This is a genomic window from Arthrobacter ruber, assembly GCF_002954225.1.
GTDB classification, from domain to species: Bacteria; Actinomycetota; Actinomycetes; order Actinomycetales; family Micrococcaceae; genus Arthrobacter_D; species Arthrobacter_D ruber.
In genome coordinates this window covers 253,862-273,181 of sequence record NZ_PPTH01000015.1, presented here as the reverse complement: position 1 = coordinate 273,181, position 19,320 = coordinate 253,862, and the positions used below count along the sequence as shown (strand labels likewise).

At 72.7% G+C, this 19,320-nt stretch carries 18 protein-coding genes and 1 riboswitch; of the genes, 5 read left to right on the top strand and 13 right to left on the bottom strand.

What is annotated here, in order from left to right; genetic code table 11:
• Positions 1–19 precede the first annotated feature (19 nt).
• A riboswitch (SAM riboswitch) is annotated at positions 20–136 on the bottom strand.
• Between the two features lie 179 nt (positions 137–315).
• The gene (locus CI785_RS07770; protein ID WP_105031496.1) at positions 316–957 is read left to right on the top strand and encodes a VOC family protein; all 642 of its coding nucleotides are present in this window, start codon (positions 316–318) and stop codon (positions 955–957) included.
• A 69-nt stretch (positions 958–1,026) separates the two neighbouring features.
• Here CI785_RS07770 and CI785_RS07765 read toward each other — a convergent pair whose 3' ends face one another.
• The 7 genes from CI785_RS07765 to CI785_RS07735 form a co-directional block, all read right to left on the bottom strand.
• Positions 1,027–1,314, bottom strand: coding sequence for a DUF1540 domain-containing protein (locus tag CI785_RS07765; RefSeq protein WP_105031495.1), 288 nt, complete (start codon positions 1,312–1,314; stop codon positions 1,027–1,029).
• 142 nt (positions 1,315–1,456) lie between these two features.
• Complete coding sequence (locus tag CI785_RS07760; RefSeq protein WP_105031494.1) at positions 1,457–2,284, bottom strand: CPBP family intramembrane glutamic endopeptidase; 828 nt, start codon at positions 2,282–2,284, stop codon at positions 1,457–1,459.
• Positions 2,285–2,393: 109 nt separating this feature from the next.
• On the bottom strand, positions 2,394–3,593 hold the full coding sequence (hutI, locus tag CI785_RS07755; protein WP_105031493.1) for an imidazolonepropionase: 1,200 nt from the start codon (positions 3,591–3,593) through the stop codon (positions 2,394–2,396).
• On the bottom strand, positions 3,593–5,104 hold the full coding sequence (locus CI785_RS07750; protein WP_240615072.1) for a formimidoylglutamate deiminase: 1,512 nt from the start codon (positions 5,102–5,104) through the stop codon (positions 3,593–3,595). Before CI785_RS07750 ends, hutI begins: the two co-directional genes overlap by 1 nt.
• Positions 5,101–6,318, bottom strand: a complete 1,218-nt coding sequence (locus tag CI785_RS07745) for an allantoate amidohydrolase (protein WP_105031492.1) — start codon at positions 6,316–6,318, stop codon at positions 5,101–5,103. The genes CI785_RS07750 and CI785_RS07745 overlap by 4 nt, the downstream gene beginning before the upstream one ends.
• Before the next feature lie 27 nt (positions 6,319–6,345).
• A complete protein-coding gene (hutU, locus tag CI785_RS07740) occupies positions 6,346–8,022 on the bottom strand; it encodes a urocanate hydratase (protein ID WP_105031491.1) in 1,677 nt (558 codons plus the stop codon).
• Positions 8,019–8,708, bottom strand: coding sequence for an IclR family transcriptional regulator (locus CI785_RS07735; RefSeq protein ID WP_105031490.1), 690 nt, complete (start codon positions 8,706–8,708; stop codon positions 8,019–8,021). The genes hutU and CI785_RS07735 overlap by 4 nt, the downstream gene beginning before the upstream one ends.
• 102 nt (positions 8,709–8,810) lie before the next feature.
• Between CI785_RS07735 and hutH the strand changes: the two genes are divergently transcribed.
• Positions 8,811–10,433 (top strand): histidine ammonia-lyase, encoded by a 1,623-nt coding sequence (gene hutH, locus CI785_RS07730; protein WP_105031489.1) that lies wholly within the window; start codon positions 8,811–8,813, stop codon positions 10,431–10,433.
• Positions 10,434–10,478: 45 nt separating this feature from the next.
• Entirely contained in the window at positions 10,479–11,324 is an 846-nt protein-coding gene (locus CI785_RS07725) for a siderophore-interacting protein (protein ID WP_105031488.1), read from the top strand.
• A gap of 63 nt (positions 11,325–11,387) precedes the next feature.
• Here the strand turns inward: CI785_RS07725 and CI785_RS07720 are convergent, their stop codons facing one another.
• From CI785_RS07720 to CI785_RS07710, 3 genes are all read right to left on the bottom strand, one after another.
• Entirely contained in the window at positions 11,388–12,581 is a 1,194-nt protein-coding gene (locus CI785_RS07720) for a cation:proton antiporter (protein ID WP_105031487.1), read from the bottom strand.
• 7 nt (positions 12,582–12,588) lie between these two features.
• Positions 12,589–13,071 (bottom strand): cation:proton antiporter regulatory subunit, encoded by a 483-nt coding sequence (locus tag CI785_RS07715; protein ID WP_105031486.1) that lies wholly within the window; start codon positions 13,069–13,071, stop codon positions 12,589–12,591.
• Positions 13,072–13,276: 205 nt separating this feature from the next.
• A complete protein-coding gene (locus CI785_RS07710; protein ID WP_105031485.1) occupies positions 13,277–14,374 on the bottom strand; it encodes an NAD(P)/FAD-dependent oxidoreductase in 1,098 nt (365 codons plus the stop codon).
• A gap of 118 nt (positions 14,375–14,492) precedes the next feature.
• On the opposite strand from CI785_RS07710, the gene CI785_RS07705 reads away from it, so the two are divergent.
• On the top strand, positions 14,493–15,515 hold the full coding sequence (locus CI785_RS07705; protein WP_105031484.1) for an NADPH:quinone reductase: 1,023 nt from the start codon (positions 14,493–14,495) through the stop codon (positions 15,513–15,515).
• A 35-nt stretch (positions 15,516–15,550) separates the two neighbouring features.
• Positions 15,551–15,934 (top strand): YchJ family protein, encoded by a 384-nt coding sequence (locus CI785_RS07700; RefSeq protein ID WP_105031483.1) that lies wholly within the window; start codon positions 15,551–15,553, stop codon positions 15,932–15,934.
• A 31-nt stretch (positions 15,935–15,965) separates the two neighbouring features.
• On the opposite strand, the gene CI785_RS07695 is transcribed toward CI785_RS07700, so the two are convergent.
• The 3 genes from CI785_RS07695 to CI785_RS07685 form a co-directional block, all read right to left on the bottom strand.
• A complete protein-coding gene (locus CI785_RS07695; RefSeq protein WP_105031482.1) occupies positions 15,966–17,231 on the bottom strand; it encodes a glycine C-acetyltransferase in 1,266 nt (421 codons plus the stop codon).
• A 14-nt stretch (positions 17,232–17,245) separates the two neighbouring features.
• On the bottom strand, positions 17,246–18,289 hold the full coding sequence (gene tdh / locus CI785_RS07690; protein WP_105031481.1) for an L-threonine 3-dehydrogenase: 1,044 nt from the start codon (positions 18,287–18,289) through the stop codon (positions 17,246–17,248).
• 120 nt (positions 18,290–18,409) lie between these two features.
• On the bottom strand, positions 18,410–19,309 hold the full coding sequence (locus CI785_RS07685; protein ID WP_105031480.1) for an aminoglycoside phosphotransferase family protein: 900 nt from the start codon (positions 19,307–19,309) through the stop codon (positions 18,410–18,412).
• Positions 19,310–19,320 lie beyond the last annotated feature (11 nt).

The window sequence follows — 19,320 nt, the reverse complement described above, 5'->3', positions numbered from 1 at the left end:
CGGGCATCGGCCCCGCAGGAGCCCGCGCTTGCGCGGCGCCGGTCTGGCGCCGAACCTGGTCTTCACCCGGGGCACCCCACCGCGGTTGGAGGGTTGCCGGCCAGCAAGCCGGGGCTTCGTGCTGGCACTCATGACCTGCATTCATGAAAGCCCATCGGAGCTGATCCGGCAATACGTGTGACGATGCGTGAAGCGGCAGCTCGGGCGGTCGGGAACGGGACACCGAGGGGACCGTCGGTGACCGCACGAGGCGCAGCATCAGGAGTAAGGCAAGCCTTAGCTGAGACCCCCATCACTTAGTGCAACACTGTCGGCATGCGCCTGGATCACGTCTCGTACGCCTGTGAACCCGATGGACTTGCCGCGACCGCCGACCGCATCTCCGGCCGGCTCGGCATGGAGCCTGTGAAGGGCGGTGTGCACCCCCGCTTCGGCACCCGGAACATGATCTTCCCGCTGGCCAATGGCCAGTACCTCGAGGTCGTCGAGGTCCTCAACCACCCCGCGTCGGACAAGGCGCCGTTCGGCCAGGCCGTACGCGCCCGCTCCGAAGCCGGCGGAGGCTGGATGGGATGGTGCGTCGCCGTCGACGACCTCGCGCCCTTCGAGGAACGTCTCGGCCGCAGCGCGGTCCCCGGCAACCGCAAGTTCCCCGACGGCCAGGAGCTGACCTGGCAGCAGATCGGCATCAAGGGGCTCATCGCCGACCCGCAGGTCCCCTACCTGCTGCGCTGGGACGAGGGCACCGAGGAACTGCACCCCTCGAAGGCCCGTCCGGCGTCCGTCAAGCTGGACTGCCTCACGATCGCCGGTTCCTCCGAGCGGGTGACCGAGTGGCTGGGCACCGAGGTCGAGGAGACCCTCGACGGCGTCCGGGTCCAGTGGATCGCCCCGAACGGCACGCCGGGCATCATGTCGGTGACCTTCGAGACCTCCGACGGGCCCATCGAGATCTGACGCCCCGCTCCGCACGACGGGAGGGACCCGGGAACGGGTCCCTCCCGTCTCCCCGGTCCACGAGGGGGATCAGGCGTGGGTGTAGGTGAGGCAGTCGGCGGCCTCGGCGCCCGGGCCCACCTTGACCGCCGGTGCACTGCACAGCAGGTCGTGGTTGAAGCTGCATTCCGAGCGCTGGCACGCCCCCACGTGGGCGAGCACCTTGGGCAGGCCGCCGCTGATGGACGTATCGATGAAGGTGGCGCAGGACGCATGTTCCTCGGACCCGGACACCGTGATGGCGACGGCGGTACAGCCGTCGTGGTTGAACGAGCAGTTGTGGACGCTGCACTCCGAGACACTCGTGACGACGCTCATGATTCCTCCTGGCTGGTCCCGTAGCGGCCCGGATGGAGCCGCCGCTTCCCGCTGAACGCCCCCACCGTAACACCGTGCATGGCGGGGAATTTAGTCATGATTTCCGTGCGCAAAGAAGGAGAGCGAAGCTCGTCCCGGCTGTTCAGGTGCCGATCCCGATGGCCGGCCCGAGGAGCGCGAAGCCCACGAACCCCGCGGTGTCGATCAGCGCGTGGGCGATCACGAGCGGCATGACCCGGCGGGTGCGTGTGTAGAACCATGCGAACAGCAGACCCATCAGCACGTTCCCGATGAACGGACCGAAGCCCTGGTAGAGGTGGTAGCTGCCCCGCACCAGTGCGCTCGTGAGGATGATGGCCGGGGTGGACCAGCCCAACTGGCGCAGGCGGAGGAACAGGTAGCCCACCACGATCACCTCCTCCAGCACCGCATGCCGCACCGCCGAGAGGACGAGCACGGGGACGGTCCACCAGTAGGACTCCAGCGCGGCGGGCACCAGCGCCGTCGTGATCCCCAGCGCACGCCCGGCGGCGTACACGCCCAGGGTGCCCACGCCGATGACCGCGGCGAGGCCCACGCCGAAGCCCACGGTGCGCAGTGGCCTGTCGAAGGTGAACCCGAGGCGGCGGAACGCGGACACGCCGTGGCCGCTGAGCAGGAACAGGACGAGTGCCACCGGCACCAGGGCGAAGAGGATGTCCAGCAGCTGGTAGGTGAGGTCGAAGTACTCCCGCTCGTCGAGCACGGGGTTCAGCGTGGTGGTCTGCGCCCCGAGCGGCCCGCGCGTGAGCTTCTCGGTGAGGCTCACGATCGAGTACACGCCGGACTGGCCGAGCGAGAGCCCGAAGACGATGAGCAGCTCCGTGGTGATGCGGCGCCTCGAGGGGGCGTCGGCCGGTACGGGGCCGGCGGACGACGGTGCGGGCCCGCGCTCGGCAGGGACGGCGGAGGAGGCGGGCTCGGCAGGCATGGCGCTATCCTCCCAGCGCCCGCCGGGGATTCCCAGCCGGACGCGGCCGCCCGCTCCGACCGGGCGCCCAGGCATCCCGGAAGGCCAAATGCGTCGTCGGGCCCGACCGCTACCGCACCCGCTCCCCGGCCCGCCACACGGCGTGCACGAGCGGCATGCCCGGCCGGTAGGCCAGGTGCGTCACCGACGGCGCGTCCAGCAGCTGCAGGTCGGCCCGGTGCCCGACGGCGAGCGAGCCGACCGCGCGGCGGCCCGCGGCGTCGTCGCCCTCGTGGCGGCGCAGGGCAAGGGCTCCGCCGTACGTCGCGGCCCGGACCGCCTCCTGCACGCCCAGTCCCATCTGCAGCACCGCGGTCGCGACGCAGAAGGCCATCGAACTCGTGAAGGACGTCCCGGGATTGCAGTTGCTGGCCAGGGCGATCGGCACACCGGCGTCGAGCAGCCGCCGTGCGGGCGGGAAGGGCTGGCGCGTGGAGAGGTCGCAGGCGGGCAGGCAGGTCGCGACCGTGCCGGGGACGCCCTGCGCGGCGCCCGCCCACGTGCCGGCGAGCGCCTCGATGTCGCCGTCGGACAGGTGGTTGACGTGGTCCACGCTGGCGGCGCCGAACTCGACCGCGAGCGCGACGCCGTCGCCCGGACCCAGCTGGTTCCCGTGCACGCGCAGGCCCAGCCCGGCGGCGGCGCAGGCGGCCAGCACGCGGCGCGACTGGTCGGTGGTGAACGCTCCGCGCTCGCAGAAGACGTCCGCCCAGCGCACGTACGGGCGGACGGCGTCGAGCATGGGCCCGACGACGAGGTCCGTGTAGGCGTCGGCGTCCTCCCCCGCCGGGACGAGGTGCGCGCCGAGGAAGGTGACCTCGTCCGCGACGGCGGCCGCGATGCGGGCACTGCGCGCCTCGTGGGCGACGTCGAGCCCGTAGCCGGTCTTGGTCTCGAGGTAGGTGGTCCCGCCCGCGGCGGCCTCGGCGACGCGCGCGAGCAGGAGCCGAGTGAGCTCGTAGTCCCCGGCGGCGCGGGTGGCCCCGACGGTGACCGCGATCCCGCCCGCGGTGTACTGCTCCCCGGCCATGCGCGCCTCGAACTCGGCGGTGCGGTCGCCGGCGAAGACGAGGTGCGTGTGGCTGTCCACCCAGCCGGGCAGGCCGGCGCGGCCGCCGGCGTCGTGGGCCTCGTCCGCCGCCGGGGCGTCCGCGGACGCCCCGATCCAGCTGACGCGCTCCCCCTCGAGGACCACCGCGGCGTCGCGGAGCACCGTACCGTCGGCGTCCTGCGTGGTGAGCTCGCCGATGTTCGTGATGAGCAGGGACATCAGCGCTGCTCCCGGACCTGCGCCGCAGCCGCCGCGGCGTCCAGGCGCGCGATCGCGGCGACGAGCAGGGCTGCCGGGTCGCCGAGGGTGGCATGCAGCCCGTCCTGCGCCGTGAGGATGCCGCCGACGACGACCCCCGTCACGTCCTGCGCCGTCGCCGTGTACGCCAGCTGGTCGCGGGAGGAGCCGGCCGTGCGCGTGGTGCGGGGGTCCACCGCCATGAAGTCCGCGACCCGGCCCCGCCCGAAGCCGGCGGCGTGCCGTCCCTGCGATGCCGTCCCGTGCAGCGCCGCGATCCGGTGGAGGGTCCCGGAATCGAAGTGTCCCCGCCGTCCGGTGCGCAGGCGCTCCCCGTCCTCGAGTGCCCGCATCTCCCGCCACGGGTCGACGACGACGTGCTGGTCGGTGCCCAGCGCCAGGCGGACCCCGGCGTCGCGGAACTCCCCGGCCGGCCCGAGGCCGTCCGCGAGGTCCGCCTCGGTGGTGGGGCACAGGACGACGGTGGCTCCGGCGTCCGCGAGCACGGCGATGTCGCCGGCGGTGACGTGGGTCGCGTGCACGGCGGACAGCCGGTCACATACCAGGCCGTGCCGGTGAAGCAGCGCCGTGGGGGTGCAGCCGGTGGCCCGCAGGCAGTCCTCGTTTTCCGCCGGCTGCTCGGACAGGTGCACGTGCAGGGGCAGGTCGGGCGGGAGGAGCCGCCCGATCACCGCGAGGTCCTCCTCGGGCACCGCGCGGACGGAGTGGATGGCCGCACCGACGGTGACGTGGTGCGCGGGGTGGTCCGAGGAGACCACCTCCCGCAGCCGGGCCAGGCGCTCGAGCCAGCGCCCGGCGGTGCCGTCGGAGAACCGTCGCTGCCCCTCCTGCAGCGGCGCGCCGAACCCGCCGGCGAGGTAGCAGGTGTCCAGCAGGGTGAGCCGGATCCCTGCCCGGACGGCGGCCCGGGCGAGGGCGAGCTCCATGGCGTGGGGCTCGCCGGCGTCGTCCTGCCCGTACGGCGTACCGTCCGGTCGGTGGTGCACGTAGTGGAACTCCGCGACGCTCGTCCAGCCCGCCACGACCATCTCGGCGTAGACGGCCGTCGCGAGCTCCTCGTACAGCTCCGGCGTGAGGGCGTCCGCCGCGCGGTACATCGCCTTCCGCCACGTCCAGAACGTCCCCCCGCCGCCGTGGGTCCGCCCGCGCAGAGCGCGGTGGAAGGCGTGGGAGTGCGCGTTCGCCGCCGCGGGGAACACGACCCCGCGCAGGACGGCGTCGCCCTCGCGCGCCGGCACCCCCGGGAGCACACCGACCACCAGGCCGCCGGCGTCCACCTCCACCCGCGCGGCCTCCACGACGTCCCCGGCTCCGAGCCAGGCGGACTCGCACCAGACCGCGCGCACGGCCGGTCCGGTCTGCTGCGCGGGCACGTCGCCGGGGAGCGGGCCCGCATCGGCCCGGCCGGTCGTCGCGGACGCGGTGCTGCCGGCCGTCGGTCCTGCGCCGTGCTCCCCGGGTCCCCGCGTCACAGCAGGTCTTCGAGGACGTCCGCGAGCGCGACGGCACCGGCGTCGGCGTCCTCGCGCTCCACGAACTCCTCGGGCGAGTGGCTGACGCCCGTCGGGTTGCGCACGAACAGCATCGCGGTCGGCGCGACGGCGCCGAGGATGCCGGCGTCGTGTCCGGCGCCGGTGGGCAGTGTCGGCGCCCCGGGGAAGGAGCGGCCGAGCGCGAGGCCGAGCGTGCGCTGCAGTGCGCCGTCGAAGTGGACGGTGCCGCTGCGTGACTCCTCCGTCAGGGTGGCGCGGCACCCCTCGAAGGCGCAGATCTTCTGGGCCTGTCCGTGGATCTTCTCGATGAGCGATGCCGTGACGGCATCCTCCTCGTGGCGGACGTCGAGCCAGAGGTCCACGCGCGAGGCGATGACGTTCGTGCCGCCGGGCACGGGCTGCAGGCGCCCGACGGTAGCGCGGGCGCCGTCCTGCTCCGCGGCGATCCTCCGCACCGCGAGGACCACCTGGGCGGCAGCGATCATCGGGTCCTCGCGGTCCGCCATGAGCGTGGTGCCGGCGTGGTTGCCCTGCCCGGTGATGGACAGGCGCCAGCGCCCATGGCCGAGCATGGTGGACCCGATGGCGACGGCGGAGTCCAGGTCGATCAGCCCGCGGCCCTGCTCCACGTGCAGTTCCACGAAGTCGCCGATGCGCCGGATCGCCTCCTCGTCCCGGCCGAGGTGCGCCGGGTCGAGGCCTGCGGCGCGGGACGCCTCGGCGAAGGTGGTGCCGTCGGCATCGGTCAGGGACCGCACGTGGTCGGGGTCGAGGGTTCCGGTGAGCAGGCGGGAGCCGAGGCACGAGACGCCGAAGCGGGAGCCCTCCTCCTCGGGGAAGACGGTGACGGCGAGCGAGCGGTTGGGCTGCACGCCGCGCTCCCGCAGCAGGTCGACGGCCACGAGCGCGGAGGCGACGCCGAGCGGACCGTCGAACGCTCCGCCGCCGGGCACGGAGTCGAGGTGGCTGCCCGTGACGAGGGCGCCGTCACGGCTGTCCGTCGCGTCCCACCACGCCCAGAGGATGCCGTTCCGGTCGGTCTCCACCGACAGCCCGCGCCCAGCGGCCTCCGCGGAGAACCATTCGCGCAGCGACTGCTCGGGGCCGGTGAACACGCCGCGCGAGTACCCGCCGCGGGCGGGGTCGCGGCCCACGCCGCTGATGGAGTCGAGGACTGAGGAGACGGTCTGCATGGTGCTATCTTCCTTCGGATCGGGTGCTCAGGAGTCCATGGGGATGCGCACGCCCCGCTCGGCGGCCACCTCGCGGGCGCGTCCGTAGCCGGCGTCGACGTGCCGGATCACGCCCATGCCCGGATCGTTGGTCAGGAGGCGTTCGAGCTTCTGCGCGGCGAGGTCGGTCCCGTCGGCCACCGAGACCTGCCCGGCGTGGATGGACCGGCCGATCCCCACGCCGCCGCCGTGGTGGATGGACACCCAGGTGGCCCCGGAGGAGGTGTTGAGCAGGGCGTTCAGGAGCGGCCAGTCGGCGACGGCGTCCGAACCGTCCGCCATGGCCTCGGTCTCGCGGTAGGGCGAGGCGACGGAGCCGGAGTCGAGGTGGTCGCGGCCGATGACGATGGGCGCGGACACCCTGCCCTCGGCCACGAGCCGGTTGAAGAGCAGCCCGGCCTTCGCGCGGTCCCCGTACCCGAGCCAGCAGATCCGCGCGGGCAGGCCCTCGAACTCCACGTGCTCGGCGGCGGCATCGAGCCAGCGGTGCAGGTGCCCGTTGTCAGGGAACAGCTCCTTGAGGGCGGCGTCCGTCACGGCGATGTCCGCCGGGTCCCCCGAGAGCGCCACCCAGCGGAACGGGCCCAGCCCCTCGCAGAACAGCGGGCGGATGTAGGCGGGGACGAAGCCGGGGATGTCGAACGCGCGCCCGTACCCGCCCGTGCGGGCCTCGTCGCGGATGGAATTGCCGTAGTCGAAGACCTCCGCCCCGGCGTCGAGGAAGCCGACCATCGCCTCGACGTGGAGGGCCATGGAGGACTGCGCCTTCTTGGTGAAGCCCTCGGGGTCGGCCGCCGCCTCGCGCTCCCACTCGTCGGGGGCGATGCCCTCGGGCAGGTAGCTGAGCGGGTCGTGGGCCGAGGTCTGGTCGGTGACGATGTCGACGTCCAGCCCCCGGCGCAGCAGCTCCGGGAAGACGGTCGCGGCGTTGCCGACGACGCCCACGGACAGGGCGCGCCTGTCGCGCTTCGCCGCGAGGACCTGCGCGACGGCGTCGTCGAGCGTGTCCGCGACCGTGTCCAGGTAGCGCTTGGCGACCCGGCGGCGCAGGCGGGCCTCGCTGACGTCGACGATCAGGACGGCGCCGCCGTTGAGGGTGACGGCGAGCGGCTGGGCGCCGCCCATGCCGCCGCAGCCCCCGGTGAGGGTCAGGGTGCCGGCGAGGGTGCCGCCGAACCGCTTGCGGGCGATCGCCGCGAAGGTCTCGAAGGTGCCCTGGAGGATGCCCTGCGTGCCGATGTAGATCCAGGAGCCCGCCGTCATCTGCCCGTACATCATGAGGCCCTCGGCCTCGAGGCGGCGGAACTCGGGCCAGGTGGCCCAGTCGCCCACGAGGTTGGAGTTGGCGAGCAACACGCGCGGCGACCACGGGTTGGTGCGGAAGACGCCGACGGGTTTCCCCGACTGCACCAGGAGCGTCTCGTCGTCCTCGAGGGTCTCCAGCGTGCGCACGATGGCGTCGTACGCGTCCCAGCTGCGCGCCGCGCGGCCCGTGCCGCCATAGACCACCAGGTCCTCGGGCCGCTCGGCCACCTCGGGGTCGAGGTTGTTCATGAGCATGCGCAGTGGCGCCTCCGTCTGCCAGCTCTTCGCGGTCAACTTCGTGCCGCGGGCCGCCCGGACGGAGCGGGAGGGATCGTGTCTGGGGTTCGGAGTGTTCGTCATGCCGGTTCTCCCTGGGGGTCGAGGACGACGGCGCACGCGTCCGGGGCTGGTGGGGTGAGGAGGGACGCCGCCTCGTGCGCGACGAGCATCCCGAAGCGCCGGGCCTCCGCCGCGGTGATGCGGTAGCTGGGGACCACCACGCTGAGGGCCGCGACGGCGCGGCCGCCGGGTGAGACGGGTGCGGCGATCGCGGTGACGTCGGTCTCGACGCCGTCCCGCACGACGACGAAGCCGTCGGCCGGCGGTCCCCCCGTGAGGACTGCGCCGACGGCGGTCCCGCCCAGCGGGATGCTGCGGCCCACCCAGCTGGCATGCCGGACCGAGTGGGTGCCCTCGCGCATCGCGAGGTACACGCCCTCGCCGTCGTGCGAGGGCACGCTCAGGTACGCCGACTCGCCGGTCTGCTCGACGAGGCGGTCGAGGGCGGGTTCCGCGAGGGAGACGAGCGACTCGTGACCGAGCGCCTGCGCACCGAGCTGCACCACGCGCAGGCCCGGCCGGTACGCGCCGAGCGCGTCGCGCCGCACGAAGCCCGTGCCCTCGAGGGTGCGCAGGAGTCGGAGCGCCGTCGACGCCGAGAGCTCGGCCTCCCGCGCGGCGTCGGCGAGGGTGAGCGACCCGGCGTCGCACACGGCACCGAGGAGCACGAGGGCGCGCTCCACGGTGCGGGTCGAGGATTCCGCCATGCTCGCCTCCTTGCGTTTGGACCTACCGTAGTTTTCACTTATTGAAACGTCCTTTCCACCCAATGGCAATAGCGGTGAGCACCGCAGGAACCGAGGCAGACCGTGTCCCAGCCCCCCGTCACTGGTCCCGTCACTGGTCCCGTCACTGGTCCCGTCACTGGTCCCGTCACTGTCGGCACCGGCCCCCTGTCCCCCGCCGACGTCGTCGCCGTGGCCCGTCACGGCGCACGGGTCACCCTGGCGCCGGACGCGCTGGCCGCGATGGAGGCGTCCCGCGGGGTCATCGAAGCACTGGTCGACGACGGCACCCCGCACTACGGCGTCTCGACGGGTTTCGGGGCCCTCGCCACCCGGCACATCCCGCTCGACCAGCGCACGCAGCTCCAGCGCAGCCTGATCCGCAGCCACGCGGCGTCCTCCGGCGCCGAGGTGGACCGCGAGGTGGTGCGGGGCCTGATGCTCGGTCGGCTCTCGACCCTCGCCACGGGCCGCACCGGGGTCCGTCCCGTCGTCGCCACCACCTACGCGGCGATGCTCGACGCCGGCATCACCCCGGTGATCGGCGAGTACGGATCGCTGGGCTGCTCGGGTGATCTCGCACCGCTCTCGCACGTGGCCCTGGCGCTCATGGGCGAGGGAACGGTCCGCGACGGCGCTGGGGCGCTCGTGCCCGCCGATGTCGCCCTCGCCGCCGCCGGGATCACCCCCGTGGAGCTCCGCGAGAAGGAGGGTCTGGCGCTCATCAACGGGACGGACGGCATGCTCGGCATGCTGGTCCTCGCCTCGGCGGACCTGCACCGGTTGCTCGCGACGGCGGACCTGGCGGCCGCGATGAGCGTCGAGGGGCTGCTCGGCACCGACGCCGTGTTCGCCGAGGACCTCCACGCCCTGCGGCCGCACCCCGGGCAGGTGGCGTCGGCCGCGAACATCCGGGCGTTGCTCTCCGACTCGCCGCTCATCGCCGAGCAGCTGACCTCCGGGACCGGACGCCACCGGTTCACGCGGGTCCAGGACGCCTACTCGCTGCGCTGCGCACCCCAGGTCCACGGGGCCGCGCGCGCCACGCTCGCCCATGCCGACGCAGTGGCCTCCGTCGAACTGGGGTCCGCGATCGACAACCCGGTGGTCACGCCCGACGGCCGCATCGAGTCCAACGGCAACTTCCACGGTGCCCCCGTGGGTTACGTCCTGGACTTCCTCGCGATCGCCGTCGCAGACGTCGCCTCCATGAGCGAGCGCCGGACCGACCGCTTCCTCGACAAGGCCCGCAGCCATGGGCTCAACGCCTTCCTCGCGGACGACCCCGGCGTCGACTCCGGGCACATGATCGCGCAGTACACGCAGGCGGGCATCGTCTCCGAGCTCAAGCGGCTCGCGTACCCTGCGTCCGTGGACTCCATCCCCTCCTCCGCGATGCAGGAGGACCACGTGTCCATGGGCTGGGCCGCCGGGCTCAAGCTGCGCAGGGCCGTCGACGGTCTTACGCGCGTGCTCGCCATCGAGATCCTGACCGCGGCGAGGGCACTGGACATGCGCGACGGCGGTGCCCCCGGGTACCGCAGCGCCGCCCCGATCACCGCCGTCCGGCGCCGCCTGCGGCAGGACGTCGAGGGCCCGGGGACGGACCGCTACCTGGCGCCCGAGATCGAGGCCGCGCGACTGCTGGTCGACGACGGCTCCCTGCTCGCCGCGGTGCATGGGGAGCTCCCAGCGCCCCTCCAGTGAAGCTTGTTAGGGTTGCCTCATCCCCTGCAGAAGGAAGCACCCTCCATGTCCTCGCCCGCGTCCGCGCCCTCCCGCAAGCCGCCCCGTCCGCAGGCGGTCCTCACCGTGCTGGAGACGCACCGGCTGAGCCCCCACCTGGTCCGGGTGGTCGCCGGTGGACCGGGGTTCGCCGACCTGCAGGAATGCGACGCGACGGACAAGTACGCCAAGCTGCTGTTCGCGAAGCCCGGACTCGGGCTCGTGCCGCCGTACGACCTCGCGGCCCTGAAGGAGGAGCTCCCCGCGGACGACCGGCCGGTGAAGCGCACCTACACCATCCGCTGGCTCGATGCGGCGTCGCAACGGCTCGCGATCGACTTCGTGGTGCACGGCGACGCCGGTATCGCCGGCCCGTGGGCGGCGGCGGCGGTGCCGGGCGAGCCCCTGGTGCTGATGGGACCCTCCGGCAAGTGGTCCCCCGACCAGGACGCCGACTGGCACCTCTTCGTGGGCGACGACTCCGCGCTGCCCGCGATCGCCGCCGGCCTCGAGGCGCTGCACCCCGCCGCCGTCGGGCACGCCTACCTCGAGGTGGACAGCGCCGCGGAGATCATCGACCTGGCAGCACCCGCCGGCGTGGAGCTGCACTGGCTGCTCCGCGACGGGCAGCCGGCCGGCACCACGACGCTCCTCGCCGACGCCGTCGCCGCCGGCCCCTGGCCCGAGGGCCGGGTGGACGCGTTCGTGCACGGCGAGCGGGGCGCCATGAAGGCACTGCGCGACGTCCTGTTCACGGACAAGGGCCTCGCCCGTTCGCAGGTCTCGCTCTCGGGCTACTGGGCGTACGGGCGCGAGGAGGACACGTTCCAGGCGGAGAAGCGGGAGCCGATCGGCAAGATCCTCGACGACTGACACGCGCCCCGTACCGGGGCGCGTGCCAGGGGGTCGCTGCCCCGCCGATCCGCCGTCGGCCGGTCAGGCCACGGGCGCCGTGCTGCGACGCCGTCGCGGCAGTCGCTCCAGCAGCTCCATGCCCGGCTCGGCGACACGCGCGAGGACGGGCCCGAGGACGGCCATGAGCAGCACGTACGTGGTGGCCAGTGCGGCGAGATCCGGGATCACGGCGCCGGAGGTCACCGCGAGCCCGGCGATGACGATCGAGAACTCGCCACGCGCCACGAGCGCGGTGCCGGCACGTGCCCGGCCCTTCGGCCCGATCCCCTGCCGCCGGGCGGCCCACCAGCCGGTCGCGATCTTGGTGGCCGAGGTGACGACCGCCAGGAGCAGGGCGACAGCGAGCACGGGAGGGATGGATGCCGGATCGGTGTTCAGCCCGAAGACGACGAAGAAGATGGCCGCGAAGAGGTCCCGCAGGGGTTCGAGGACGCGCGCCGCGTTCTCCGCCGTAGCACCCGAGATGGCGATCCCGAGCAGGAACGCGCCCACGGCCGCCGAGACCTGCAGGGCCGAGGCGAGTCCTGCGACGAGGAGGGCCGCACCGATGAGGGTCAGGAGGAAGACCTCGCGGTCGGCGCTGTCGACCACCGCGGAGACGACGTTCCCCCACCGCAGGGCGACCACCAGCACGAGGGTCACCACGAGCAGGGAGATCCCCACGGTGCCGAGCCCGCCGGCGAAGCTCAGCCCCGCCAGGACCGCGGTGAGCACCGGCAGGTAGACGGCCATCGCGAGATCCTCGAACACGAGGATCGCGAGGACCGTGGGCGTCTCGCGGTTGCCGAGCCGCCCCAGGTCCTCCATGACCTTCGCGGCGATCCCCGACGAGGAGATGTAGGTGACCCCGCCCATGACGAGCGCGGCGACGGGACCCCAGCCGAGGATGACGGCGACGAGCGCGCCGGGTGTGAAATTGAGGACGAAGTCGACGATCCCCGCCGACCACGACTGGCGCAGACCGGTGACGAGTTCCTTCGCCGTGTACTCGAGACCGAGCATGAGCAGCAGCAGGACGATGCCGATCTCGCTGGCCACCTCGCTGAACTCGATGACGCCCTCGAGTTCGATGATGCCGCCCTGCCCGAAGAACAGTCCTCCGATGAGGTAGAGCGGGATCGGCGAGAGTCCGATCCGGCCGGCGAGCCGCCCGAGGATGCCGAGGAACAGGAGGATGGCGCCGAGTTCGATCAGGGTCAGAGCGGTCGTGTGCACAGGCCGCTCAGCCGTTGCGCAGGATGTCCGCCGCGGCGTCGAGGCCTTCGGACGTGCCCACCACCACCAGCAGGTCACCGGCAACGAGCGTGAAGTCGGGCGTGGGCGAGGCCTGCACCTGGCCCGAGCGCAGGACGGCGACCAGCGACGCGCCGGAGCGCGAGCGCATCCGGGTGGCCGCGAGGGGATGGCCGTCGAAGGGCGAGCCGGGCTCGATCAGGAACTGTCGCGTGGACACCCCGGGGAGGTCGCGGTGCTCCTCCGTCAGCTGGGCGACGAGCTGCCGCGAGCCCAGCAGGTTGCCGATGGTCGCCGCCTCGTCGGGGGTGAGCGGGATGGAGGCCACGCAGGCGTCCGGGTCCGTCGCCTTGGAGATGATGAGGTCCAGATCGCCGTCCCGCTGGGCGACGATCCCTACCCTGCGACCGGAGCCGGTGACGATCTCGCGCCGCACTCCGATGCCGGGAAGGCGTGTTTCGATGACGTTCATGCGCCCATCCTAGACCTGCTCCGGCGGCGGATCGCGGGGCAGGGCGCTGGTGGGGCTTCCGTTCGCTGAGGGCGTCGAAGCGGGCTTCCCGACGTTGCGGGTGGGGCTCCTCGACGGCTGCGCTGCTCCACGACCGGGTGCCGGGCGGACGGCGGTATCCCCCCGGGATCGCCGGTCGCGGGCCGGCCGGTCGGATGGGCAGGTCTCAGCCCGGCCGGAGCGCCGTCGCGGCGGCGGTGATGCTCTCGAGGTCGGCGCCGAGATCGGCGGGGTCGGCCCCGGTCAGGAGGACCGTCGCCAGTTCGGCGATGCCCGACGACGACTGGAAGCCGTATCCCCCCTGTCCGGCGAGCCAGAAGAAGCCGGGGTGGCCGGGGTCGAATCCGACCACCGGCAGCCCGGAGGCCCGCTGGGTCCGCAGGCCCGTCCAGGATCGGTGGACGGTCGTGATGCCCAGGGTGGTGACGGTGGCCAGGTGGTCGATGAGCCGCTCGACGTCGCCCGGGTGCGGCTGGGCGTCGCCCGGTTCGTCGGGCTCGGCCTCGCTCGGCGAGATGAGCACGCCCCGGGCGTCGGGCCGGTAGTAGAACGACTCGTCCGCGGCGGCCACCATGGGCGTGCCGACCGGGGGCGCGTTCTCGGCGGCGACGATCGCCGCCGTCCGCCGCAGCGGGACCAGACCCTGGGGGGCGACCCCGCACAGGTCCGCGACGCTGTCGGCCCAGGCGCCGGCCCCGTCCACCACCACCTCGGCGCTGATGCTGCGGTACCCGGCGCGGACGCTCCAGCCGGCGCCGTCGTAGCGTGCGGCCGTCACGGGCGCGCCCGTGAGGATGATGACGCCGTCGTCGCTCGCGCTCCTGCGGTGGTACTCGAGGAGGAGGTCGGTGTCGGTGCCCACGCAGGCCGTGTCGATGGCGGCCGCCTCGAACGAGCCGGGCCGCAGCTGCGGGCACAGCTCGAGGGCCTCGGCGTGGGACACGGGACGCATCGCCGGACTGGTGTTGCCCGCGACGTCGGCCTCCGACCCGATGAGCAGGAAGGACCGCGGCACGGTGAGCGGCAGCCCGGTGGAGGATTCCACGCCGGAGAGCAGGTCGAGGGTGCGCCGGGTCAGGTCCAGGACCGGCTCGGGCCCGTAGCTCGGGATGAGCTGGCGGGCCGAGCGCGACGAGGTGTGGTACCCGAGCGTGGGCTCCGCCTCGACCAGGACCACGCTCGAGAACGGGGCCAGCGCGGACGCCAGCGAGAGGCCGGCGATCCCGCCGCCGATGATCAGGACGTCGCACTCGAGGGAGCTCATCCCGTCATCCTAGGGTGGGCCTCCCCCATGCAGGGGGCGTCCGGTGTGCTCTCCCCGTCGATCGGGCGGATCCCGGGCCCGGGGAATACCGTCCGGGCATCGGCAGTTCCGGCTAGTCGTGAAAGCAATCGTCTACTCCTCCACCGGTCCCTCCTCCGTTCTCTCTCTCGTCGACCGCGACGTCGCGACGCCCGGTCCGGGCGAAGTGCGAGTCCGCATCGTCACCTCCGGCGTGAATCCCACGGATTGGAAGGCCCGCGCTGACGGCGATCTCCCGTTCCCCGAGGTAGTCCCCAACCAGGACGGTGCCGGGGTCGTCGACGCGGTCGGCGAGGGCGTCACCGAGCCGCAGGTGGGCGACCGGGTATGGATCTACCTGGCTGCTCACGGCCGCCCGACGGGGACCGCCCAGGAGTTCACCGTGATTCCCGCCGGACGGGCTGTCCGCCTGCCGGACGGCGTCGATCTCGATGTGGCAGCCAGCCTGGGTGTACCGGCGATGACGGCGCACCGCGCCCTGACCGTCCACGAGCAGGGGCCGTCGCGACTCGCTCCCGGCGCCCTCGAGGGACGCACCGTTCTCGTCCAGGGCGGCGCCGGAGCCGTCGGCCACGCGGCGATCCAACTCGCCGCCTGGGCAGGCGCAACCGTCATCGCAACGGTCAGCAGCGACGCGAAGGCCGAGCTCGGTCTCGCCGCGGGGGCCCACCACGTTCTCCGCTACCCCGACGATTCCCTCGCCCGGCACATCCGCGAGGTCGCTCCAGGCGGCGTCGACCATGTCGTGGAGGTGTCCCCCGGGCAGAACGCGGCGCTCGACGTCGAGGTGATCGCCAACCATGGCTCCATCGCCTACTACGCGAACAACAATGGTGACGACTTCACCGCCCCCGTGGTCGCGAGTTTCGCGAAGAACGTCCGCTGGCAGGGCCTGCTGCTCTACACGGTGGGTGGGGATGCGCTCGTCGCTGCGGCGGAGGACATCACGGCGGCGCTGGGCAGCGGGGCATTGCCTGTCGGGGAGGCTGCCGGACTCCCCCTCTCCTGGTTCCCGCTCGAGGAGACCGGCGCCGCTCACGACGCCGTCGAGAACGGTGCGACCGGCAAGGTCGTCATCCGCGTCTCCGACGAGGTCTCCTGAGCGATCGACCCCGCCCGGTCAGGAAAGGCGATTGCATGACGCCCGACAACTGCCCCTGCGGCACCGTCCTGCCGTATGAGGAATGCTGCGGGCCGCTCCACCGGGGAGGGGCAGCGTCGACGGCGCTGGCACTGATGCGCTCACGGTTCTCAGCGTTCGCTCTCGGGCTGGAGAGGTACCTGCTCGACTCGTGGGACCCATCGACACGTCCGGATACCGTCGATCTCGACGGGGACGTCGAGTGGCGGCGCCTGCAGATCGTCGACACGGCCCTCGGCGGCGACTCCGACGACGCCGGCGTGGTGGAGTACCGAGCGTCGTTCCGGAGAGCCGGGCGCTCGGGGCTGCTGCAGGAGCGCAGCCGATTCGTCCGGGTGGAAGGGCGCTGGATGTATGTCGACGGGGACGTGCGCCCCTAGGACCTGCAGGAAACCGCGAGGCGGTACCGGATCACGCGCCGCCCACGTGCGCACCGGGCGAACCGGCGTCGGACGCCTGCCCGCCGTCCGCTCCCGGACCGCCCGCGTCCACCTCGGTACGGGCGGCGACGAACGCCTGCACGCAGGCCTCGACGTCGTCGTCCGTGTGGGCGGCGGAGAGCTGGACGCGGATCCGCGCTGCGCCCTTCGGGACCACGGGGTAGCTGAATGCGGTGACGAAGACACCGTGGGCGAGCATCGCGTCGGCGGTGCGCGCGGCGAGCACGGCGTCGCCGAACATGACCGGGATGATCGCGTGCTCGCCCTCGAGGAGCTCGAAGCCCTCCTCCGTCATGCGCCGGCGGAACTGTGCGGCGTTACGGATGAGGGTCCCGCGGAGCTCACCACTGCTCTCGACCAGGTCCAGCGCGGTCATCGTCGCCGCGACGATCGAGGGGGCGAGGGAGTTCGAGAACAGGTAGGGCCGTGCCCGCTGGCGCAGCAGGGCCACGATCTCGGCCCGGGCGGCCACGTACCCGCCGGACGCCCCGCCGAGGGCCTTGCCGAAGGTTCCCGTGAAGATGTCCACGCGGTCGGCGACACCGGCGTGCTCGGGCGTCCCGGCGCCGGTGGCGCCCATGAAGCCGACGGCGTGGGAGTCGTCGACCATGACCATGGCGTCGTACCGCTCGGCGAGATCACAGATGGCCTCGAGCGGCGCGAGGTAGCCGTCCATGGAGAAGACACCGTCGGTGACGATCAGGCGGCGCCGCGCACCGGAGGCCTCCTGCAGCTTCGCCTCGAGGTCGGCCATGTCGCGGTTGGCGTAGCGGAAGCGCTGGGCCTTGGAGAGGCGGATGCCGTCGATGATCGACGCGTGGTTCAGGGCGTCCGAGATCACGGCGTCCTCCGCGCCGAGGAGCGATTCGAAGACGCCCCCGTTCGCGTCGAAGCAGGAGGAGAACAGGATGGTGTCCTCCGTGCCGAGGAACCGCGAGACACGCCGCTCGAGCTCGAGGTGCAGGTCCTGGGTACCGCAGATGAAGCGTACCGACGCCATGCCGAACCCCCGCTCGTCGAGCGCGGTCTTGGCGGCGGCGATGATGTCCGGGTGGTCGGCGAGGCCCAGGTAGTTGTTGGCGCAGAAGTTGAGCACCCGTGCATCCTCGGCGCCGAGGGCTCCGGCGGTGATGGAGCTGGACTGCGGCGAGGAGATGCGCCGCTCGTGCTTGAAGAGGCCTGCGCTGCGGATGGCATCGAGCTCACCGGCGAGCTGGTCGCGGACTGCTGAGTACATGGGGTTCCTGCTTCCTAGAGGGTGGTCCAGTCGAGGACCACTTTGCCGCTGGCGCCGTCACGCGCCGTTGTGAAGCCCTGCTGCCACTGGCTCGCCGGCAGGCAGTCGGTGACCACGGACGCGACCGCCTCGCGCAGGCTCCTGTTGGACTGCAGCATGGCGCTCATGGCGTACCAGGTCTCGAACATCTCACGACCGTAGATGCCCTTGAGCGTCAGCATGTGCGTGACCACCTTGCCCCAGTCGATGGAGATGGGGCCGGAGGGCAGGCCGAGCAGGGCGATCCTCCCGCCGTGGTTCATGTTGTCGATCATCTCGGGCAGGGCGGTGGCGTGGCCGGACATCTCCATGCCGATGTCGAAGCCCTCCTTCATCCCGAGCTCGTGCTGGGCGTCGGCGATGCGCATGCGGCTGACGTCGACGGCGATGTCGGCGCCGACGCCGCGGGCGAGCTCGAGGCGGGGCGCGGAGACGTCGGTGATGGCGATCTTGCGGGCACCGGCGTGGCGGGCGACCGCGACGGCCATGAGTCCGATGGGACCCGCGCCCGTGATCAGCACGTCCTCACCGACGAGCGGGAAGCTCAGGGCGGTGTGCACGGCGTTGCCGAACGGGTCGAAGACGGCGCCCAGTTCGGGCGTGATGGTGGCGTCGTGCACCCAGACGTTGGTCTCGGGGACGACGACGAACTCGGCGAACGCCCCGTCGCGCTGCACTCCCACGCTCGAGGTGTGGATGCACATCTGGCGGCGGCCGGCGCGGCAGTTGCGGCAGATACCGCAGACGATGTGGCCCTCGCCGGAGACGCGGTCGCCGACACGCACGTCGCGGACCCCGTCCCCGAGGGCGACGACCTCGCCGTAGAACTCGTGGCCGGGGATGAGGGGCGCCTTGATCATGCCCTGCGCCCAGGAGTCCCAGCTCTCGATGTGGAGGTCCGTGCCGCAGATGCCGGTGGTCATGACCCGGATCTTGACCTCGCCCCACCCTGCGTCGGGTTCGGGCCGGTCCACGAGTTCGAAACCGGGACGAGCCCCGGATTTGTACAGCGCCTTCACTGGACAGTTCCTTCCATGCCGCCGACACCGGCGGGATGGGCCGGGCCTGGGCGGTACGAGTGCCGGGCGGGATATTGCCCGGGGCAACACTACCAGCGGCCCCGCGGGCGGACCTCCCCCTCAGTCGGTCAGGACCTCGATCAGGATCTCAACCCCGAGGGCGAGGAACTCCGGGGAATCGTCCGACGCCGCCACCAGGGCGCTGCCCATGCTCAGCGCCCAGCCGCGCGCCCGGTCCCACGTCGCGGCGTCGGTGGCGCGGAGGGCCTTGAGTCCGGCCCGGAACACGGACCGGCCTGCGGCGTCGAACTGCAGCCAGGCCGCGGCGAGATCGGTCGCAGGATCCCCGGAGCACAGGTCCCCGAAGTCGACGACGCCGGCCAGCGCGCCGTCCGGCCCGAGGACCACGTTGGCCGGGTGCAGGTCCCCGTGCAGCCAGAGCGGCGCCCCCGACCAGACCGGTGCCGCGAGGGCCGTCTCCCAGACCTCCGTCAGCAGCGGGGCAGGGACACCGGGTATCGCCGGGAGCGACGCGAGCCGCGTCCGGACGACGTCGTCGCGCGCTGCCAGCGGACCGCCGCGGCCCACGGGACTGACCGGGGCGTCGGGCGGAGCGGGGCGCTGGAAGTCCACGAGGAACCGCGCCAGCGGGGCGGCCGCGGAGCAACGCCCGGCCCGCGGGACGGTGATGCCGCCGACCCCGTCGATCCATCGGCAGACGGACCAGTGCCATGGGTAGTCCGGGCCGGGTGTGCCGGCGCGCACGGGCGCCGACGTGGGAACTCCGAGGGACGCGGTGAGCCCCGGGAGCCAGTGCTGCTCCGCCGCCATCAGTTCGTCGGCCACCGCCCGCCGGGGCAGGCGCACCACGAGCTCCTCCCCCAGCCGGAAGAGGGTGTTGTCCCATCCACTGCCGGCGGGGTGCAGCGGGAGATGCGCCAGGTCCGGTGCCTGGGCGATGAGCAGGGCCCGGACCAGCGACGGCGTGATGTCGATCTCGGCCTGCGGCGTCACCGCCATGGGACCTCCTG